The organism is Desulfosarcina variabilis str. Montpellier (assembly GCF_048565275.1).
GTDB lineage: Bacteria > Desulfobacterota > Desulfobacteria > Desulfobacterales > Desulfosarcinaceae > Desulfosarcina > Desulfosarcina variabilis.
Window position 1 is genome coordinate 326,009 of the sequence record NZ_CP159846.1, and the last position, 18,901, is coordinate 344,909.

The 18,901-nt window shown below is 52.7% G+C and carries 15 protein-coding genes; 7 read left to right on the top strand and 8 right to left on the bottom strand.

The features are described from left to right. Window positions 1-5: 5 nt before the first annotated feature. The 7 genes from sucC to Dvar_RS01535 all read right to left on the bottom strand — a co-directional run bounded on the left by sucC (window position 6) and on the right by Dvar_RS01535 (window position 9,410). Window positions 6-1,172 (bottom strand): ADP-forming succinate--CoA ligase subunit beta, encoded by a 1,167-nt coding sequence (gene sucC / locus Dvar_RS01505; protein WP_419659960.1) that lies wholly within the window; start codon window positions 1,170-1,172, stop codon window positions 6-8. Window positions 1,173-1,351: 179 nt separating this feature from the next. After that, entirely contained in the window at window positions 1,352-3,412 is a 2,061-nt protein-coding gene (locus tag Dvar_RS01510) for a pyruvate carboxylase subunit B (protein ID WP_419659961.1), read from the bottom strand. Between the two features lie 70 nt (window positions 3,413-3,482). Next, window positions 3,483-3,692 carry a hypothetical protein gene (locus Dvar_RS01515; RefSeq protein WP_419659962.1) on the bottom strand — a complete coding sequence of 70 codons (210 nt, stop codon included), beginning with the start codon at window positions 3,690-3,692 and terminating at the stop codon, window positions 3,483-3,485. 41 nt (window positions 3,693-3,733) lie between these two features. Next, the gene (locus Dvar_RS01520; protein ID WP_419659963.1) at window positions 3,734-5,287 is read right to left on the bottom strand and encodes an acyl-CoA carboxylase subunit beta; all 1,554 of its coding nucleotides are present in this window, start codon (window positions 5,285-5,287) and stop codon (window positions 3,734-3,736) included. A gap of 169 nt (window positions 5,288-5,456) precedes the next feature. Beyond that, window positions 5,457-6,443 (bottom strand): methylmalonyl Co-A mutase-associated GTPase MeaB, encoded by a 987-nt coding sequence (gene meaB, locus Dvar_RS01525; RefSeq protein WP_419659964.1) that lies wholly within the window; start codon window positions 6,441-6,443, stop codon window positions 5,457-5,459. A 127-nt stretch (window positions 6,444-6,570) separates the two neighbouring features. Further along, the gene (scpA, locus tag Dvar_RS01530) at window positions 6,571-8,706 is read right to left on the bottom strand and encodes a methylmalonyl-CoA mutase (protein WP_419659965.1); all 2,136 of its coding nucleotides are present in this window, start codon (window positions 8,704-8,706) and stop codon (window positions 6,571-6,573) included. 80 nt (window positions 8,707-8,786) lie between these two features. After that, complete coding sequence (locus Dvar_RS01535; RefSeq protein WP_419659966.1) at window positions 8,787-9,410, bottom strand: TetR/AcrR family transcriptional regulator; 624 nt, start codon at window positions 9,408-9,410, stop codon at window positions 8,787-8,789. Between the two features lie 552 nt (window positions 9,411-9,962). Between Dvar_RS01535 and queA the strand changes: the two genes are divergently transcribed. The 7 genes from queA (at window position 9,963) to Dvar_RS01570 (ending at window position 17,617) form a co-directional block, all read left to right on the top strand. Further along, on the top strand, window positions 9,963-11,033 hold the full coding sequence (gene queA, locus Dvar_RS01540; protein ID WP_419659967.1) for a tRNA preQ1(34) S-adenosylmethionine ribosyltransferase-isomerase QueA: 1,071 nt from the start codon (window positions 9,963-9,965) through the stop codon (window positions 11,031-11,033). 66 nt (window positions 11,034-11,099) lie between these two features. Further along, the gene (locus Dvar_RS01545) at window positions 11,100-11,450 is read left to right on the top strand and encodes a four helix bundle protein (RefSeq protein ID WP_419659968.1); all 351 of its coding nucleotides are present in this window, start codon (window positions 11,100-11,102) and stop codon (window positions 11,448-11,450) included. 51 nt (window positions 11,451-11,501) lie between these two features. Continuing rightward, on the top strand, window positions 11,502-12,635 hold the full coding sequence (gene tgt, locus Dvar_RS01550; protein ID WP_419659969.1) for a tRNA guanosine(34) transglycosylase Tgt: 1,134 nt from the start codon (window positions 11,502-11,504) through the stop codon (window positions 12,633-12,635). Beyond that, a complete protein-coding gene (locus Dvar_RS01555; RefSeq protein WP_419659970.1) occupies window positions 12,622-14,013 on the top strand; it encodes a hypothetical protein in 1,392 nt (463 codons plus the stop codon). The genes tgt and Dvar_RS01555 overlap by 14 nt, the downstream gene beginning before the upstream one ends. A gap of 12 nt (window positions 14,014-14,025) precedes the next feature. Further along, window positions 14,026-14,166, top strand: a complete 141-nt coding sequence (locus tag Dvar_RS01560) for a hypothetical protein (protein WP_419659971.1) — start codon at window positions 14,026-14,028, stop codon at window positions 14,164-14,166. A gap of 113 nt (window positions 14,167-14,279) precedes the next feature. Continuing rightward, window positions 14,280-15,722 carry a hypothetical protein gene (locus Dvar_RS01565; RefSeq protein WP_419659972.1) on the top strand — a complete coding sequence of 481 codons (1,443 nt, stop codon included), beginning with the start codon at window positions 14,280-14,282 and terminating at the stop codon, window positions 15,720-15,722. Continuing rightward, window positions 15,719-17,617, top strand: coding sequence for a DNA repair helicase XPB (locus Dvar_RS01570; protein ID WP_419659973.1), 1,899 nt, complete (start codon window positions 15,719-15,721; stop codon window positions 17,615-17,617). The genes Dvar_RS01565 and Dvar_RS01570 overlap by 4 nt, the downstream gene beginning before the upstream one ends. A 742-nt stretch (window positions 17,618-18,359) precedes the next feature. Here Dvar_RS01570 and Dvar_RS01575 read toward each other — a convergent pair. Next, window positions 18,360-18,692 carry a hypothetical protein gene (locus Dvar_RS01575; RefSeq protein ID WP_419659974.1) on the bottom strand — a complete coding sequence of 111 codons (333 nt, stop codon included), beginning with the start codon at window positions 18,690-18,692 and terminating at the stop codon, window positions 18,360-18,362. Between the last annotated feature and the right edge of the window lie 209 nt (window positions 18,693-18,901).

Below are 18,901 nucleotides of genomic sequence, written 5' to 3' on the forward strand. Positions count from 1 at the left end.
GAGAGTTACTGGATGGCGGATTTAAGTTTTTCGGCCGCGTCCTTGAGATCCTTGGCGTTGACCAATTCCAGGCCTGATTCCGCCAGAATCTTGCGCCCCGCTTCCAGGTTGGTGCCTTCCATACGGATAATCACCGGGACACGCATCCCCACTTTCTGGGCGGCCTGGACAACACCCTTGGCCAGGCGGTCACAGCGCAGGATGCCGCCGAAGATATTGATCAGGATCGCTTTCACATTCTCATCACTTTGCAGGATGCGGAAGCCGTTCTCAATCTGTTCGGCACTGGCACCGCCACCCACATCGAGGAAATTGACCGGCTTGCCGCCGGCGTACTTGATACAGTCCATCGTGGCCATGGCCAGACCGGCGCCATTGACCATGTTGCCCACGTTACCGCCTTCACCCAGGTGGATGTAGTTCAGGCCAAATCCGCCGGCCTCTACTTCGGTGGGATCTTCTTCGTCCAGATCGCGGTATTCTTTTACATCCGGATGACGGTACAAGGCGTTATCATCAAAATCCATTTTGGCGTCCAGGGCAATGACATCGTCTTCGGCGGTGATGATCAGCGGATTGATTTCCACCAGTGAGCAGTCATAGCCAACGGCCAGGTTGAACAGGTTTTTCAACAGTGCCGTAAAGGGTTTCATGCAGGCGCTGGGCATATTGAGTCCGAACGCCGCAGCCCGCAAGTGGTAGGGCTGGATGCCAACATTGGGGTCCACGTAGACCTTGATAATCTTCTCGGGTGTTTTCTCAGCCACATCTTCTATGTCCATGCCGCCGGCTTCGGATGCCATGATGATCATTTTGGCGGTGGCGCGGTCCGGCAGAATGCTTAAGTATAGCTCCTTGGCGATATTCAGGCCCTGCTCGATGAGCAGTTTCTTGACCAGTTTGCCGCCAGGGCCGGTCTGTTTGGTCACCAGATTCATCCCCAGAATACTGTTTGCATAGGTGTCGAATTCTTCGGCTGTCTTGGCAACTTTCACACCGCCGCCCAGGCCACGGCCACCGGCGTGGATTTGTGCTTTGACCACCACCGGGTACGCACCCAGTTTATCGGCGACTGCCTTGGCTTCGTCGACGCTAAACGCCACACTGCCGTCGGGTACGGCGACGCCGTTTTTACGAAACAGCTCTTTTGCCTGGTATTCATGGATCTTCATGATACCGATCTCCTTTGTGTTTGTGGAATCAGCCGGTTGGAACCTGGTTGTCTGATTCCGATGGTCAACATCGAGGTGTAATGCCTAAAGGTGAGAAGAGGGGGAGCACCGCCCCTGTGGTTATCGTGCCGTGCTCCCCATAGGTGGATCAAATATTATTGTTGAAGGGAAAACAGACCTTATCCGATTACGCAGAGAACATCTCCCTTGGCCACGGAGTCACCGGATCCGAAGTTGATGGATTTGATCGTACCGTTGGTCGGTGCGGCAAGGGCGTTTTCCATTTTCATGGCTTCCAGGATGACAACGGTTTCACCTTCATTCACCGCATCACCCACGTTTTTCTCGTATTTAACGATCATGCCGGGCATGGGCGCGGACAGCGGGGTGCCGTCGGCAGCCGCCGGAGCCGGGGCCGCTTCTTCCTTGGGTGCCGGTGCGGGAGCAGCAGCTGGAGCCGGTGCAGCCGGAGCGGCCGGAGCAGCAGCTGGGGCGGCCGGGGCCGGTGCGGCGGCAGGCGCCGGTGCCGGCGCAGCGGCGGGAGCGGCTGCCGGAAATCCACCGGTCAGCTGAATCTGCTGGGCCAGGCGGATCATCGGGCTGCCGCCGACTTCGTCCACGGCCACTTCAAAGTACTCGTTGTCCACGAAGACGTTGAAGGTACGCGAATTTTCACCCTTGGCCGGGGCGTCCGTCTTCTTCTCGATCAGTTCGCCGGCCAGCGCTTTCTTGACCAGTGCTTCACGTTTCTTGACTTCGTCCATGGTAATCGGTTTGACTGAATCGGGTGCCTCTTCCTTGCCGTATTTCCACTGCAAAAACTTCTTGCCGGTAACCGGGTAGATGGCGTAGAGCACCAGATCGTCCATATCCACGGCCAGGTCGCCGATTTCGGCCTTGGCTTTTTCCAGCTCGGGCTCGAGGACTTCGGCTGGCCGGCAGGTGATGGGCTCCTCACCACGCTCGTAACCCTTGAGGGCTTTTTTCTGAACTTCCGCGTCGATGGGCACGGCGGTCTTGCCGTACAGGCCGTAACACAGATCCTTGACCTGGGCGGTGATCATCTTGTAGCGTTCATCCGGCGTATCGAAGAGCACGTTGTTGACGGTCTGAATACCCACGATCTGGCTGGTGGGGGTGACCAGCGGAATCTGACCCAGTTCTTTGCGGACCCGCGGCAGTTCCTTGTAGACTTCGCCGATTTTGTCCAGGGCGTCCATTTCGCGCAGCTGATTGACCAGGTTGGACAGCATGCCGCCCGGGGTCTGGTGCAAGAGCACGTTGATGTCGATGACGGACATCTTGGAATCGTCGAGCAGATGCTTGTATTTGGGCATGACCTCTTTTTCGAAGATCTCATTGATCTCGGCCAGCAGCTTGATGTTGAAACCGGTGTCGCGGTTGGTGCCCAGAAGCGCCATGACCAGGGGCTCTACGGCGGCGTGAGAGGTCCGGTAGGCGTAGGGGCTCATGCAGGTGTCGATGATATCCACGCCGGCTTCGATGGCCTTGAGGTGGCTCATGGGGCTCATGCCCGAGGTGAAGTGGCTGTGCAGGTGGATGGGGGGCTTGACGGCGGCCTTGAGGGCCTTGACGATGTCATAGGCGTCATAGGGGGCGATCAGGCCGGCCATGTCCTTGATGCAGATACTGTCGGCACCCATGGCCTCTAGGTCTTTGGCCTTGTTGACATAGTAATCCAGGTTGTAGACCTCACCGCCCAGGCGGGGTTCGGTCATGGAGTAGCAGATGCAGCCCTGAAAGTGCTTGCCGTACTCCTTGATCTTGGGCACGACGGTCTGGAAGTTACGGTAGTCGTTGAGGGCATCGAACGTACGGAAGACGTCCATGCCGTTTTCGCAGGCGCGATCCATGAATGCGTTGGCCACGTCGTCGGCGTAGTTGCGGTAGCCGACCAGGTTCTGGGCGCGCAGCAGCATGGAGAAGGGGGTTTTCTTGAAATAGCGTTTCAGGGTCCGGATACGTTCCCAGGGATCTTCATTGAGAAAGCGGTGCATGGTGTCAAAGGTTGCCCCGCCCCAGGTCTCAACGGCCCAGTAACCCACCTGGTCCATCAGTTCGGCCACCGGGATCATATCCTCGGTGCGGCCGCGGGTGGCAAACAGGCTCTGGTGGCCGTCACGGAGGCTCAAATCCATGATCTTTACCGGATTCTCCGCTGCCGGCCGGTCCACATCGTAATTCATGGCTGTCATTTTGACTTGATCGTGATCACTCATCGTATGGGTCTCCTCATAAAAAAATTTGGATGTTTATTGGCGTTTATGCTTGCCGCCATGGGTTCCGGCACTAGCGGAGGCGGTTAAAAGTTTTCATTTGCATGAGACCTCGCATCTGCATCATGCCCTGTCTGCCGGACAGGCTCCACAGGTTGCCCTGATCAAAACGGCGCGGTGCGGGCCGTTTGGGGGGCGGGGAGAGCAGTGCTTCCTCTTCGGTCTGAATATAGGCCGTTACCGCGGCAAGCGCAGCAGCCAGTCTTTTTTCATTTGCTTCCATTGATCAACCCTTTATCGGTTTGGTTAATGGTCAGGACCCGATTAGGTCGGGATGTTGCCATGTTTTTTGGGTGGCCGCAGTTCACGCTTGCTGCACATGATCTCCAGGGCTTCGATGAGTCTCGGCCGGGTCTCGGCCGGTTCGATAACCGCATCGATGTAGCCGCGTTCGGCAGCACAATAGGGATTGGAGAAGAGATCTTCGTATTCAGCGATCTTCTCAGCCCGTTTGGCCTTGGGATCGGCGGCCCCTTTGATTTCCTTACGATGGATGATGTTGGCTGCACCGGAGGCGCCCATGACGGCGATTTCAGCTGTGGGCCAGGCCATGGCATAGTCTGCGCCCAGGTCCTTGGAGCACATGGCCAGATAAGATCCGCCGTAATCCTTGCGGGTGACCAGCAGCATTTTGGGCACCGTGGCTTCGCTGTAGCACCACAGCAGCTTGGCGCCGTGACGGATGATGCCGCCCCATTCCTGCTGGCTGCCGGGCAGGTAGCCGGGCACGTCGGCGATGGTGAGCAAAGGAATGTTGAATGCGTCGCAGAAGCGGATGAAACGCGTGGCCTTGTCCGATGCATTGATATCCAGGCATCCGGCCATGACCGTGGGCTGGTTGGCGATGATGCCGATGCTGCGACCGTTCAGCCGGGCAAAGATGGTCAGGATGTTGGTGGCGAAATGCTTGTGCGGTTCGAAGAATTCGCCGTTGTCCACGATCGAGGTGATGACCTCGCGCATGTCGTAGGACTGGTTGGGGCTGTCCGGGATAATCTTGTTGAGGGCATCGTCGATGCGCAAGGGATCATCGCCCGTGTCCACCACCGGCGGCTCTTCCATGTTGTTGGCCGGCAGAAAGGAGAGCAGAATCTTGATCTGCTCGATGGCATCCGCATCGTTCTCGCAGGCGAACTGGGCCACACCGCTTTTTTCGTTGTGGGCCATGGCGCCGCCCAGGCTTTCGAAATCGATCTCCTCGCCGGTGACCGATTTGATCACCTCGGGGCCGGTGATGAACATGTAGCTGGTGTTTTTGACCATGAAGATAAAATCGGTCATGGCCGGAGAATAGACCGCACCGCCGGCCGTGGGGCCCATAATGGCCGAAATCTGCGGGATCACACCCGAGGCCACCGAATTGCGGAAAAAAATCTGCCCGTAGCCGGACAATGCGTCCACACCTTCCTGAATCCGGGCACCGCCCGAGTCATTGAGGCCCACAAACGGAACGCCGGCTTTAAGGGCCATGTCCATGACCTTGCAGATTTTTTTGGCCTGCATTTCTCCCAGACTGCCTGCCCGCGAGGTAAAGTCCTGGGCATAGGCGAATGCCGGGCGGCCGTCCACCAGGCCGTGGCCGGTGATGACGCCGTCAGAGGGGATGTCCACATCGTCCATGCCGAAGTTCACACAGCGATGCTTGACGAACATGTCGATCTCCCGGAAGGTTCCCTCGTCGAACAGCGTATCCAACCGTTCCCGGGCGGTGAGCTTGCCTTTTTCCTTATGTTTGGCGACCAGCTTTTTCCCGCCCATCTCAAGCATGCGCGCTTCACGTGCCTTGAGATCCTTGATTTTTTCCTCCACAATACCCATGTCACATTCCTTTCACCATAAAGTGCAGAACTTTTTGACTAACTGCCCAGAAGGAAAAATAAGCCATCGGCCAGCAGTCTGTAAATTGAATTTAGTTTATGATAACGATTTGTTGAGCGCCTTTGTGGTCTGCGCTCGTCAACTTACGAAAGATGTTACCCTTCTAGACTCAACGGTTGTTGTCAAGTAAAAAAAGAAGGGACTCGGCGCCTACAGTGGGAGACAGTTCTCCCCGTTGAACAGAAGCTTCGATATCCCGCAGGCGAGCACTGACCTGCGGATGGCTGTAAAAGCGCTCTCTGAGTCCATCTTCGATCCGGGACCACATCCACGCCAAGGCTTGGCGGCGGCGCTTTTCGTCCAATTCGCCGGTGGCCGACAGACGCTGTCGGTACTCCTTGACCGTCGACCAGATGTGATCGATCCCCACCAGGTTCAGGGCGCTGCAGGTCAGCACCGGTGGTGACCAGGTGGGGGTTGCCGGATTAAGCAGGTGAAGGGCCATTTCGTAAGATCGGCGGGCTTTTTCCGCCTTTTCCACGTTGTCGCCGTCGGCTTTGTTGATGGCCAGCGCATCGGCCAGTTCCAATACCCCTTTTTTAATGCCCTGGAGCTCGTCACCGGCACCGGCCAGCATCAGGACCAGGAAAAAGTCCACCATTGAGGCCACTGTGGTTTCAGATTGGCCCACCCCCACGGTTTCAACGATCACCACGTCGAAGCCGGCGGCTTCACATACCAACATGGTTTCCCGGGTCATACGGCCCACACCGCCTAAGGTACCGCTGGAAGGAGAGGGCCGGATAAAGGCCGCCGGTGCCGTTGCCAGACGTTCCATGCGGGTTTTATCGGCCATGATGCTGCCACCGCTGCGGGTGCTGGATGGGTCGACGGCCAGAACGGCGACGTTATGTCCACGCTCCACCAGCATCATGCCAAAACTTTCGATGAACGTGCTTTTACCGACCCCGGGAACACCGGTGATGCCCAGGCGGACGGCCTTGCCGGCGTCCGGCAGCAGGCTGTCCACCACACTGCGTCCCAGTTGGCGGTGCGTGGGATGGGCACTTTCAATCATGGTAATGGTTTTGGCCAGAATACGGCGGTTGCCGGATCGGACACCGTCGATATAATATTCAGGATCTTGATTAACCATGGATGATTCGCAACTCCCTTGAATGCGTCCAGGATATTATTGGTTAAGTGGTTATCCTCCAATTCCCTCCGGCCTTCATGCCCTTCATCCGCAGGCCGGAAGGATTGGATAGGATTGGATAGAACGTCTATGCTGCCTTGCGGCCCTCCAGTGCGTTGAGCACCTTATTGGCGGAGTCGGTGATTGAGGTTCCGGGGCCAAACACGCCCACGGCACCGGCGTTGTACAAGAAATCATAGTCGCCGGGCGGAATCACGCCACCGACGATGACCATGATGTCGTCGCCACCGATATCCTTCAAGGCCTTGATCAGTTGAGGCACCAGGGCCTTGTGGCCAGCGGCCAGGCTGGAGGCGCCTACCAGATGGACGTCGTTTTCAACAGCCATCTTGGCGGCTTCTTCCGGTGTCTGGAACATGGGGCTGATATCAACGTCAAAGCCCAAGTCGGCAAACGCCGTGGCTACGACTTTAACGCCCCGGTCATGGCCGTCCTGTCCCATCTTGGTCAACAGGATACGTGGCCGGCGGCCTTCCTTGGCCATAAAATCATCGGTGCGTTTACGAATGGCGTCGATCACGGCGCTGTCGGAATATTCGGAGGCGTAGACGCCGGAGATGCACTGGGTGGTGGCCACGAACCGGCCGAACACCTTTTCCATGGCATCAGATACTTCACCCACGGTGGCTCGGGCGCGGATGGCCTCGATGCTGGCGGCCAGCAGGTTGCCGCCTTTTTCAGCTGCTTCGGTGACACCGCCTAGTGCGTTTCTGACCTTGGCGTCGTCACGCTCGGCTTTGATTTTTTTGAGCATCCCAACCTGTTCGTCACGTACCTTTTCGGAGACTTCCAGGACGTCCATGGGCATATCTTGATCGACTTTGTATTTGTTGACACCCACGATCACATCCAGCCCCTGGTCAATGCGGGCCTGCTTGCGGGCTGCCGACTCTTCGATGCGCATCTTGGGCATGCCGGTTTCAATGGCTTTGGCCATGCCGCCCAGCGCTTCGACCTCATTGATGATTTTGCGTGCTTCTTTGATGATGCCGTCGGTGAGCGCCTCAATATAATAGGAGCCTCCCAGCGGATCGACCACATGGCACACCTGGGATTCTTCCTGGATGATGATCTGGGTGTTGCGGGCGATGCGTGCCGAAAAGTCAGTGGGCAGGCCCACGGCTTCGTCAAAGGAGTTGGTGTGCAGGCTCTGGGTACCGCCCAGGGCTGCGGCCAGGGCTTCCAAGGTGGTACGGATAATATTGTTGTACGGATCCTGTTCGGTAAGGCTCCAGCCCGAGGTCTGCACGTGGGTGCGCAGCATGGAAGACTTGGGATTGGTCGGGTTGAACGGTTTGAGCAGGTCGTTCCACAAAAAGCGGGCGGCCCGCAGCATGGCGATTTCCATGAAAAAGTTCATGCCCACACCAAAGAAAAAGGACAGGCGCGGGGCAAAGGCATCGATCTTCAGCCCGGCATTCAATGCCGCCCGCACGTATTCCAGGCCGTCAGCCAGGGTAAAGGCGGTCTGCAGCACGCTGTTGGCCCCGGCTTCCATCATATGGTAGCCGCTGATACTGACAGTGTTGAATTTGGGCATGTTTTCCGAGCAATAGGCGATGATGTCCGAAACAATACGCATGGACGGCTCGGGCGGATAGATATAGGTGTTACGCGTCAAGTACTCTTTGAGAATGTCGTTCTGGATGGTGCCGCTGAGCTGTTCCTGCTTGACCCCTTGCTCTTCGGCGGCCACGATATATCCGGCCATGATGGGCAGTACGGCACCGTTCATGGTCATGGAAACGCTCATTTTATCCAGCGGGATTTGATCGAAGAGGATCTTCATGTCTTCGATGGAGTCGATGGCCACGCCGGCTTTACCCACATCGCCCATGACCCGGGGATGATCCGAATCGTAACCCCGGTGGGTGGCCAGGTCAAAGGCCACGGACAGGCCTTTCTGGCCGGCGGCCAGATTGCGGCGATAAAATGCATTGGACTCTTTAGCGGTGGAGAAGCCCGCATACTGACGAATGGTCCAGGGGCGTCCGGCATACATGGTCGCCATCGGGCCACGGACATAGGGAGCAAAACCGGGCATGGTGTTGACGTGGGGCAAGCCTGCCACATCTTCGGCTGTATAAAGAGGTCTTACCTGAATGCCTTCAGGGGTATCCCAGTCAAGACCCTCCAAGGGTTTTCCCCGGAGTTGCTTGGTGGCCAAATCTTTCCATTTTTGCAGATCGGGATGTTCTGACATGTTGTGCTCCTTTGCTAAAACGATTCATCGATACGCATGGCTTTACCGGCCCCCCGATAAACGCCATTTTTCTTCACGATTTATCCGCCATTGCGGTCCGGCGACCCGCCTTCCTTTGGTTGAGGATTGGTGATGGCGCGCCAGATCATTTCAAAAAGCGTTGTGGCCTGATCGGTCAGGCGTCCTTGTTGCCCTCTAGAAATCCACATGGTAAAGGCCCGCTGTACGGTTCCCAGCATGAAATCAAGCAGCACGCCGGCCCGCACGTTGGGGTTCAGGATGCCCTCTTTCTGGCCGTTGCGCATGACCTCCAGGTACATGTTGATCATCTTTTTTTGCTTGAAGGTCTCGTCGGCCATCCAGGTCTTCATGGGCAGGGTCATGAAAATGATGCGTGCCAACCCCTGGTTACGCTCGTAATAATCCAATTGCAGCCAGAGCACCTTGCGCATTTTTTCTTTGAGATCCTCGATGCCCTGCAGATGGTCGTAGATGCGCTCGGTCAGCTTACCCAGCCAGACATCCACAAACGCAAAAACCAGACGTTCCTTGGAGCCGTAGTGTTTGTAAATAGTTGAAAAGCTGACGCCGGCCCGGTTGGCCACGTCGCGGATGTTGGCTTTATGGAAGTCGGAATGGGAAAATATATCGAGAACGGCTACTTCGAGCCGTTGGTAAACATCTGGTTTAAGCGGTGTAAACATTGTTATGGTTGATCCAATCCGATTGTGTAAACAGTTAACAAATTTATATTACTAACTGTAATTACTGTGTTATTTTAGTTTGGTAGCTTCGGTAGATCTTTTGTTTTGATTCTGTGAATAATGATGTTACTTTTAATGGAGCTATTTATATATCTGAATCTATTAGAATAATTTGTTTGAGCGGGTCATTTTCACATGAAAGAGTAACAATGTTATGGTTTGCTGTAATAAAACGTCCTTTGTTCTTCTGTCAAGCAAAAATTAATGAATTGTGAAAAATCTATGAATTCCATTTTACATGATTTGGCTAAATCCCTGATAACAATGTTACTCTCTTAATGGGCATGTGGTTCTGGGCAGCGGGGCCGCGGCAAAACAGCCTGACGCTTTTAGCAATTAGCGGTTAGCCGTAAAACCAAATTCGTTTTCATGAGGGGTTGAAGGATCACAGGACTTGAACCTTGGCCGGAAGGTGAATATAGTGCCGCAACGATAACCCGGTGTGATTTGGATTTTTCGTCTTTTTACGAGAACGCCAAATGTTGATTTTATTTGAAAACAGAAACCAGTACCATGTACACGCTCGACGATTATGATTATTTATTGCCGGAGGACCTGATTGCCCAGGTGCCCGCGGATGACCGGGATGGGTCCCGACTGCTTCATCTCAGCCGCCGGGAGGGCACACTGTCCCACCGCCGGTTTCCGGACATAGTTGATTTGCTGGCCCCTTCCGACGTGCTGGTGGTCAATGACACCCGTGTCGTGCCCGGGCGCCTGCACGGCCGCAAGGCAACCGGCGGCAAGGCCGAACTGCTGATTCTCGATTATGGCCGGCAGCCCGATGCAGAACAACGTTTCTACCACTGCCTGATCAAGGCTTCCAAACAGGCTGCTCCCGGCACGCGCATTTTCTTTGACCAGGGACTTGTGGCCGTGGTTGATGCGTTTGCCGACGGGATTTACACGGTGCACTTTGAAGGGCCGGTGACCCTTGCCGAGGCCATCGGGCGTATCGGCCAGATGCCCCTGCCGCCTTATATCAAGCGCGATGCCGCCCAGCCGGACCCGGCCGACAAAACCCGCTATCAAACCGTTTATGCCAACCGGCAAGGTGCCATTGCCGCTCCCACCGCCGGCCTGCATTTTACCGATGCGATTTTAGCGCGCATCCGTGAAAAAGGTGTTACGGTTGTCACCATAACCTTGCATGTGGGCTATGGTACCTTTGTGCCCGTGCGGGTGGACGATATCCGCGAGCATCGCATGCATGAGGAGTGGTTTTCCATTGCCGAAGACACCGCCCGGATTGTCAACCAGGCCAAATCCCAAGGTCGGCGGGTGGTCGCCGTGGGGACCACCAGTGTGCGGACCCTTGAATATGCGGCCCGGGACAACGGCATGGTCAGTCCAGGCAGCGGTAATTGCGATCTTTTTATCTACCCCGGATACACGTTCAAACTGGTCGATGCCATGCTGACCAACTTTCATCTGCCGCGCTCCACCCTGCTCATGCTGGTGTCCGCCTTCGCCGGCCGCGAAACAATGTTACAGGCCTATGCCCAGGCAGTGCAGAAGCAGTATCGGTTTTTTAGTTATGGGGATGCGATGTTGATTGAATAGGAAAGTGTTAAGTTTTAAGTGTTAAGTGGTTAAGTTGATGTATTCTATCAATTTTAGGGGGTTGATGTGGCTTATGTGTCATTCGAGGATTTGGAGGTTTGGAAACGGGCTTGTAGACTGGCCGTTGAAATTTGTTCGTTGATGAGGGATTCCAGGGAATACACTTTAAAGGACCAGATGAGTCGATCTGCTATATCCATTGCCAGCAATATCGCCGAGGGTGCAGAACGCGGATCAAACGCCGAGTTTATCCGATTCCTGAATATTGCCAAGGGCTCAGCTGCAGAATTAAGAACACAACTATATATTGCTTCAAAATTAGGTGCCATCATTCCAGAAGATAAGGCTTCGCTGTTGATTTCAGAAGTCAAAGAAATTTCCAACATGCTTCAAGGGTTGATTCGGTCAAAGCAATAATAAATCGATAACCATCCTTTCCTTAACACTTAAAACTTTACACTTAACACTATGGGCATATTTGAACTCCAAAAAAAATGTAATGATTCCTCGGCTCGTTCCGGTACTCTAAATACAGTACATGGCCAAATCCAAACTCCCGTCTTCATGCCCGTCGGCACCCAGGCCACGGTCAAGGCCCTGACCCCGGAAGACCTGGAGGAGGCCGGTGCCCAGATCATCCTGGGCAACACCTATCATCTTTACTTGCGGCCCGGCACGGATATCATCGGCCGGTTTGGTGGGCTGCATCGTTTCATGCACTGGGATCATCCGATTCTGACCGACAGCGGCGGGTTTCAGGTGTTTTCCCTGGCCAAGCTGCGCAAACTGACCGAGGAGGGATACCGGTTTCAGTCCCACATCGATGGCTCACGGCATATGCTGTCCCCGGAAAAATCCATCGAGGTGCAGATCCACCTTAATTCGGACATTATCATGTGCCTCGACCAGTGCCTCGAACACCCGGCGACCCATGAACAGGCCGTTGATGCGCTTGAACTGACCACCCGGTGGGCGAAGCGCTGCAAAACCTTCTGGGAAGAGCGCACCGAGCAGCAAAACAGTCTGTTCGGCATTGTCCAGGGCGGCATGTTCAAGGATCTGCGCCAGCGTTCGGCAGAAGAAATCACCAATCTTGATTTTCCCGGCTACGCCATCGGCGGATTGAGCGTGGGTGAGCCCAAGGAACTGATGATGGAGATGGCTGCCCATACCCTGCCGCTGCTGCCCACGAATCGGCCGCGTTACATCATGGGGGTGGGCACCCCCGAGGATCTGGTGGAACTGGTGGGGCTGGGCGCCGATATGTTCGACTGCGTCATGCCTACACGCAATGCCCGCAACGGCCAGCTTTTTACCGCCCAGGGCACGATCAATATCTGCAATGCCCGCTTCCGGGAAGATGAGGGACCGGTGGATCCCACATGTGACTGCTACACCTGTCGCCATTATAGCCTGGCCTACTTGCGCCATTTATATACGGCCCGCGAAATTCTGGCCTACCGGCTCAATACCATCCACAACGTTTACTACTATGTGAACCTGGTCAAGGCCATGCGCAAGGCGATTGTTGCCGGAACGTTTGATGCGTTCAAAAAAGAATTTTATGCCAAGCGTCAGGTGAATTTTGATGAAAATATCTGAAATTGCAGAAAAAATGTGTAGTTCGGAATTGGCTGCCGCCGATATCAAAGCGATCTGTAATTCAAGGGGCTTTTCCCTTTCCGATACGCGGTCGCCCGCGCTTTTTGAAAGTCTGCTGCTTTCCGATATGGGGCTGCAATCGGCTTTTGCCAGCCTTAATCGCAAGGCGCTCATCATGCTCCATTTTTTGAAATGCTGGAAAAAGCCGGTGGGGATCGACATGTTCGATCGGCTGAGAGCCAAGCGCGCCAGCCGTTACGACACCTTCAACCAAAAATACGGCGATCTGTTCAAACAGGTTAAAATGCAGTTGGTCCGCAAAGGCATTTTGGTCTTTTCCACCGATCCATCCCGTCTGGATATGAAGACCAAACTGGAGCGCCAGGTATTTGGCTTTCCGACCCCATTTCACGCATCGTTGCCGCCTCTTTTTTCAAAGCCTGCAGTATTGCCCGGGGATGGTGAGTTCAATGCGCCGTTCATTCGGGCCAAGCTCAATCAATTGACCCAATTGCTTGTCACGGATGATACCGATCCGTTCGCCTGGAGCCTGAAAAACGGTGTACTTATGCTGGGGGGGGCTGAATTTAAAACCGACACTTTGCGAATCTGGAAACGCCAGGCATGGGGCGCTTGTTGTGTGCCGAACCTGCTTACTGAAACGCATGCCAAAGATGGTTTTTATACTCCCATGGCTGCCATGGATTATGCCTTTTCCACGCTTGGGCCGGATGAATGGATCGAGCCCGAGGAGATGCAACCGATTTTTCAGGTCTTCTGCCGGCAGCGTCAGAAATTAAAAGCACAGCCCATTTTCCAACATGGCTGGAAAAAGGCCTGCCTTGTTCGGCAGAAAAAAGACGGCAAAACCTGTTATCGGCCCGCCCCACCGCTTAACGGCAGGGTGGACGCAGCCAATTACCAAGATTTTTTATCCGCCGATGGCGCCGGCGGCATTCAAGTCAATCTTGAAACCATCCCTTTGCATGGCCTGGAGGCGATATCCCGAATTTCACAATTTCGGATCACGGACGGCGTGTTGACCGCGTCTCCGGATATCGTTCGCATGGGGCGACGGTTCAATGAATTCCGGGAAGACTGCCTGACAAAATGGCTGGCCCAATCATCCGATGCCTTCTCGGATGCGTTTTCTACCGTTTCCGAGCGATGGGGCCAACACCTCATGCACCGCAATGTATTGATTGCCAAGGTGAAGAACATCGGCCTGAAAGTCAGCCTGGAAAAGACCTTCAAGGATGGACGGGTCATCTTCTTGCCCGGCGATTTCATCGCCTTCCCGGAATCGGTCCGACACCAGGTGGAGGCCCTTGTGATCCAAAATGGATTTGCCGTGAAAACCGTTGATCACTCCTGCTGAAAGGCTGAAGCCATGCCTAAAATAAAGAATTTGTCCAAGGCGTTGAAACCGACCGATGTCGGATCATGGGACATATATGGCTGTGAATTCGACGTGCGCAAGGATCTGCACGTCTATCTCGATTACATCCAAAGCCGCGAGATCAAACGTTAATACCCAAAGCAGATGCCAGGCGCATTGCCAAGCAGCTTTCCGATACCGAGGCCCTGAAGGATATCGATGAACAGGGCGAATCGGATTGGCTGGATTTTATCGAGGAACTGGCTTTGGGATTGGGGTTTACCCGTTATGACACCCAGGGTGAGTACCTGGGCTATACCAGCAGTTCGCCTTCTTTTGTCGATAATTATATCGAATTCAATGAAAAGGCCTACCAAAAATTTTTGTCCTCATCCATGCAGCAGCAGGAGCAACGTATTTTCGATTATCTTGTGGGCAACTACTCGGTCGACAATAACGAATGGTTCGCGCGATCGATTTGTGGACGGCTGAATCCTTTTTATTCATGGGGATGCGCCACCGGGGTTGTACCCGGTCTTAAATTCGACAAAGCCAGAACATTTCTTTTCGATTGTCTGGCCGCCTGCCAGCCGGGGGTTTGGTACGACACCGCATCCTTGATTGATTTTCTCAAAAAAAAGCATCCCTATTTTCTGATTCCCCTGGCTCCCAAATTCACTTACCGATCAGAAAGACGGCGCGGCCGCTACTGTAATTTTGAGGAAACCAAACAGGATTCGTATAAACGCATAGATATTCCGGAAAAAAAACGGGATGCGTTCGAACGGGTGGAAGGCCGGTTCGTGGAACGCTTTTTAGAGAATATCCCCCTGACTCTGGGGTATGTCGACCTGGCCTATGGGACATCCACCCAGCCCGGAATAAAGCCTTCCTTGGGAAGCATCAAAGCCTTTAAAATCAATGACTATTTTTTGCAATTCAGGAGCGGCTTAATCCCCGAACCGCGCGTCACGGTGCATCCCAATCATGAAATCCACGTGGAATCGCCAAGTTATCCGGCCGGCATGATCGCCAGGCTCGATCCGTTTGCGGATCTCATTTCCACGGACAAAATTTGTATTTTCAAATTAAACCGGTTGAAAGCCGTCCATTACATGGCGGACGATCAAGCCACGGATGTAAAAACCGTCCTCGAAGGGTTGTCCGCGCTTGCCTTGCCGGCCAATATCGCCACGGAACTGGATGAATGGGCCGGCCATAGTGAAACGTTTGTCTTGTATGAGGGCTGCGGGCTGATCGAGGGCAAAAAACTTCCCGCCTTTACAAAGGATTATGAATTGGAAAGCCTGGCGGCCGATCTTCGCCTGGTCCGATCGCCCGATGACTTGTTTGCCGAGCTTGAAGCGGCCCAGCACATTCCTGTCCTGATCACCCATCAAGCAAAGGCATTGCAGGCGCCTCCCCAAGGGGTGAAATCGGTATTCACCCAAAAGATAAAGAAAGCAAGGCAAACGACCCAAAAAGAGCTGATCAAAATTACCCAAAAAAATTTCATTACCCTGTTTTTCCAGGATAAAGCGTCCTTGGATGTTTTTGCCAAGGCGCTTTTAAAGGATAGATGCATTGTTGAAATCGATAAGCAGCGCAAAACCGTTACCTATACTGCCGAGCAAAAAAAACAGGTGGACAGCGTGATGAAGACGTTGAAGAAAACCTATCGCATTAAAATTTCAAAGGATCAGGGATGACGCAAGCTGCCTTGGGCACCGGCCCGTTGATTGTTCAGAGCGATCACACGTTCATGCTTGAAACCGCCCACCCCCAATATGCCGAATGCCGGGATTTTTTAGCCTTGTTTGCTGAGCTGGTAAAATCGCCTGAATTCATTCATACCTACCGGGTGACGCCGTTGTCCCTGTGGAATGCCGCCGCGCTGGATATCTCCTTTGCCGACATCGCGGACGGCATCCACCGCTTTTCCCGGTATGAACCGCCGGCCAATGTGTTTGCGGATATCAAGGAGTGGCATGGCCTTTACGGCCGGCTGATTCTTGAAAAGGCGTCAAAATCTCATCTGCGCCTGCGTGTACTGGACAAAACGGTATTGCGGCGGATCGGACAGGATCCCACCGTTGAAGACTATTTTGTAATATCAACCGATGACGGATGGCTGATCGAAAGCAGCCAGCGGGGCAATCTGAAACAGGCCCTGATCAAGGCCGGCTATCCGGTCAAGGATATTTGCGGCTATGTGTCCGGGGAGGCCCTGGATATTGCGCTTCGGGATGTCGATCTGGACGGCACTGCCTTTGCGCTGCGTGATTATCAGCAGGACGCCGTCGACACCTTTTACCAGGGCGGCCGATCCACGGGGGGCAGCGGTATCATCGTACTTCCATGCGGGTCCGGCAAAACGATTATCGGCATCGGGACCGCGGCCAGGATTTCCGGCCACACCCTAACCATCACCACCAATAACGTGTCGGTCCATCAATGGCGCGACGAATTGTTGTCCAAAACGAGCCTGACCGAAGATTTGATCGGCGAATATACCGGCCTGCAAAAGACGATCAAACCCGACACCATAACAACGTATCAGATGCTGACCCATCGCCGAAACAAAACCGCGCCCATGCAAAACCTGGGAATCTTCAATCACAACAACTGGGGCCTGATCATTTACGACGAGGTGCATATGCTGCCGGCGCCCGTTTTTCGTGCCACGACCGGGATCCAGGCCAAGCGGCGCATGGGCCTGACCGCCACACTGGTACGCGAGGATGGTAAGGAAGATGATGTGTTTGCTCTGATCGGCCCCAAGCGCTACGATGTGCCCTGGAAAACCCTCGAAAACCGGGGATTCATCGCCGAAGCCATCTGTACCGAGTATCGCATACCACTTTCCCGCAAGGAAGAAATCCGCTATGCCCGGGCCTCCAAACGGCAGCGTTTTCGTGTTGCGGCGGAAAACCCGATGAAAATCGAGCTCACCCGGGAACTGATCGACAACCACGCCGATGACAATATCTTGATCATCGGGCAGTATATTTCTCAATTGGAAGCGATTTCAAAGGCGTTGGGCTATCCCCTGATCACCGGCAAAACCAAACACGAGAAGAGAGAACAGCTCTACGACGAATTCAAATCCGGCGCCCTTCGTATTCTGATCGTTTCCAAGGTCGCTAATTTCGCCATCGACCTGCCCGATGCCAACGTGATGATCCAAATGTCCGGTACATACGGATCTCGTCAGGAAGAGGCCCAGCGGCTGGGGCGAATCCTCAGGCCGCATGAGCGGCGATCCTGTTTTTATACACTGGTCTCAAAAGGCACCGACGAGCAGACCTTTGGCTTGAACCGGCAGCTTTTTTTGGTGGAACAAGGGTATAATTCAAGATCAAAAAAAGAGATCGTTAAAGAACTTGCCTTAAAAATGGATGCTAATGAAGAGACAGCAAGCCGTTGGTTAGATGGAGTAACTGATACTCTTTATGAAACCTTTAAATCAGGATATGGTGCCTCACTAACCGGGTTTGGCAGTTTTTACTTGGATCGTAGGCGAAGCTCTTCGGATCGTTGGGATTCTATGTTTTTGAGCGAAAGATTGTTTAGTAAGCGAGCATTTCGGCATTTCCACCGATAACATCCTGAACACAAGAAACGCATAATTTCATCACCGTCCCGGCTATTACGGCTATTACACTTATTTTTTATGATCCAGATCAACAGCGATATATATCTGGAAAAGGTCGTGGTTGAAGATACTGGTATGTAATCAAAGAATTTGACAGCTCCAAATTTCTTGGGGTACTCTCAAATTATCTGTAATCTGATCTTCCGCTTTAAAATAAGCCGTAAATAGGTAGAAATTGACTACTTTATATTCCTCCGGGCTTTTTATTGAAAAGACTGTATTATAGGACTACAACAAAAAATTCTATGTAATTTCAATATAACAATTGTAGCTTACAATGGTAAAATAACGTGAATCTGAATGAAATTATTAGTTACATAAATTCTTCCGATTTATTAAAGATTGTAATCGATAAAGCAGTAATTGGGGTTTTATTACTCGCTATAGGATTATGGATTAATCGTAAGATCACACAATTCAAAATTGGCTTAGAAGAGGGTGTGAGTACACGTGTAAGAATCGCGGAGGCGAGAGTACCCTCTTACAAGAAGCTATGGAATCTTACAAAACCGTTCAACTCTCATAATGAAGAGACCTTTTTTAATATAGAAAAATCCGCTCGAATTCGTCAATTAAAAGAGTGGTATTATGAAGATGGACAAGGTCGATATATCTGTTATAGGTCGATCTTACGAAAAGCGGGCAAATCATCGCCCGCTCACTCCACAAATTTCACAATATTAAAAGCAATCTATTCCATCTTCTTCAACGAAATCCCTGATTTGGTCTTTCTAACTGAAAATTTGTCACCTTCAGTAAATCCCATCTCTTCAATCAAAATTTTTGAAATGACAACACTACCACGCTTGCTGACGAAAGCTTCCTTTGCAGGTTCTGTGTTCTTTGATGCTCTTCCAGTTGTAATTGCCGGAGCAACACCGGAGTCCATCAGTGCATCAAGATAATGAGTTTTAAATTGTGCTGATGTGGCAAATTTGAACTCTTTCATTATTTCAGATTGGGGTTTACCACTTTTTACAGATTCAAGGAGCTTTTTGTGGTTCACTTTCTTTTTCGCTGGCATTCAACTATTCCTTTCATAATAATGTTGAAGATGACAAGATTTATTTTTTGTATATATGGTCAACATTATTATAGAAAATCAAGTATTATTTTTAATTAATAAATTTTGTTAGAGGATCTCAAATTAGAATAATTTTTCGGTTAATCTGAATCATTTTTTGCCGAACGCAAATAAATCGGTTAAATGGATATGCCTTTAAAAATTATTGT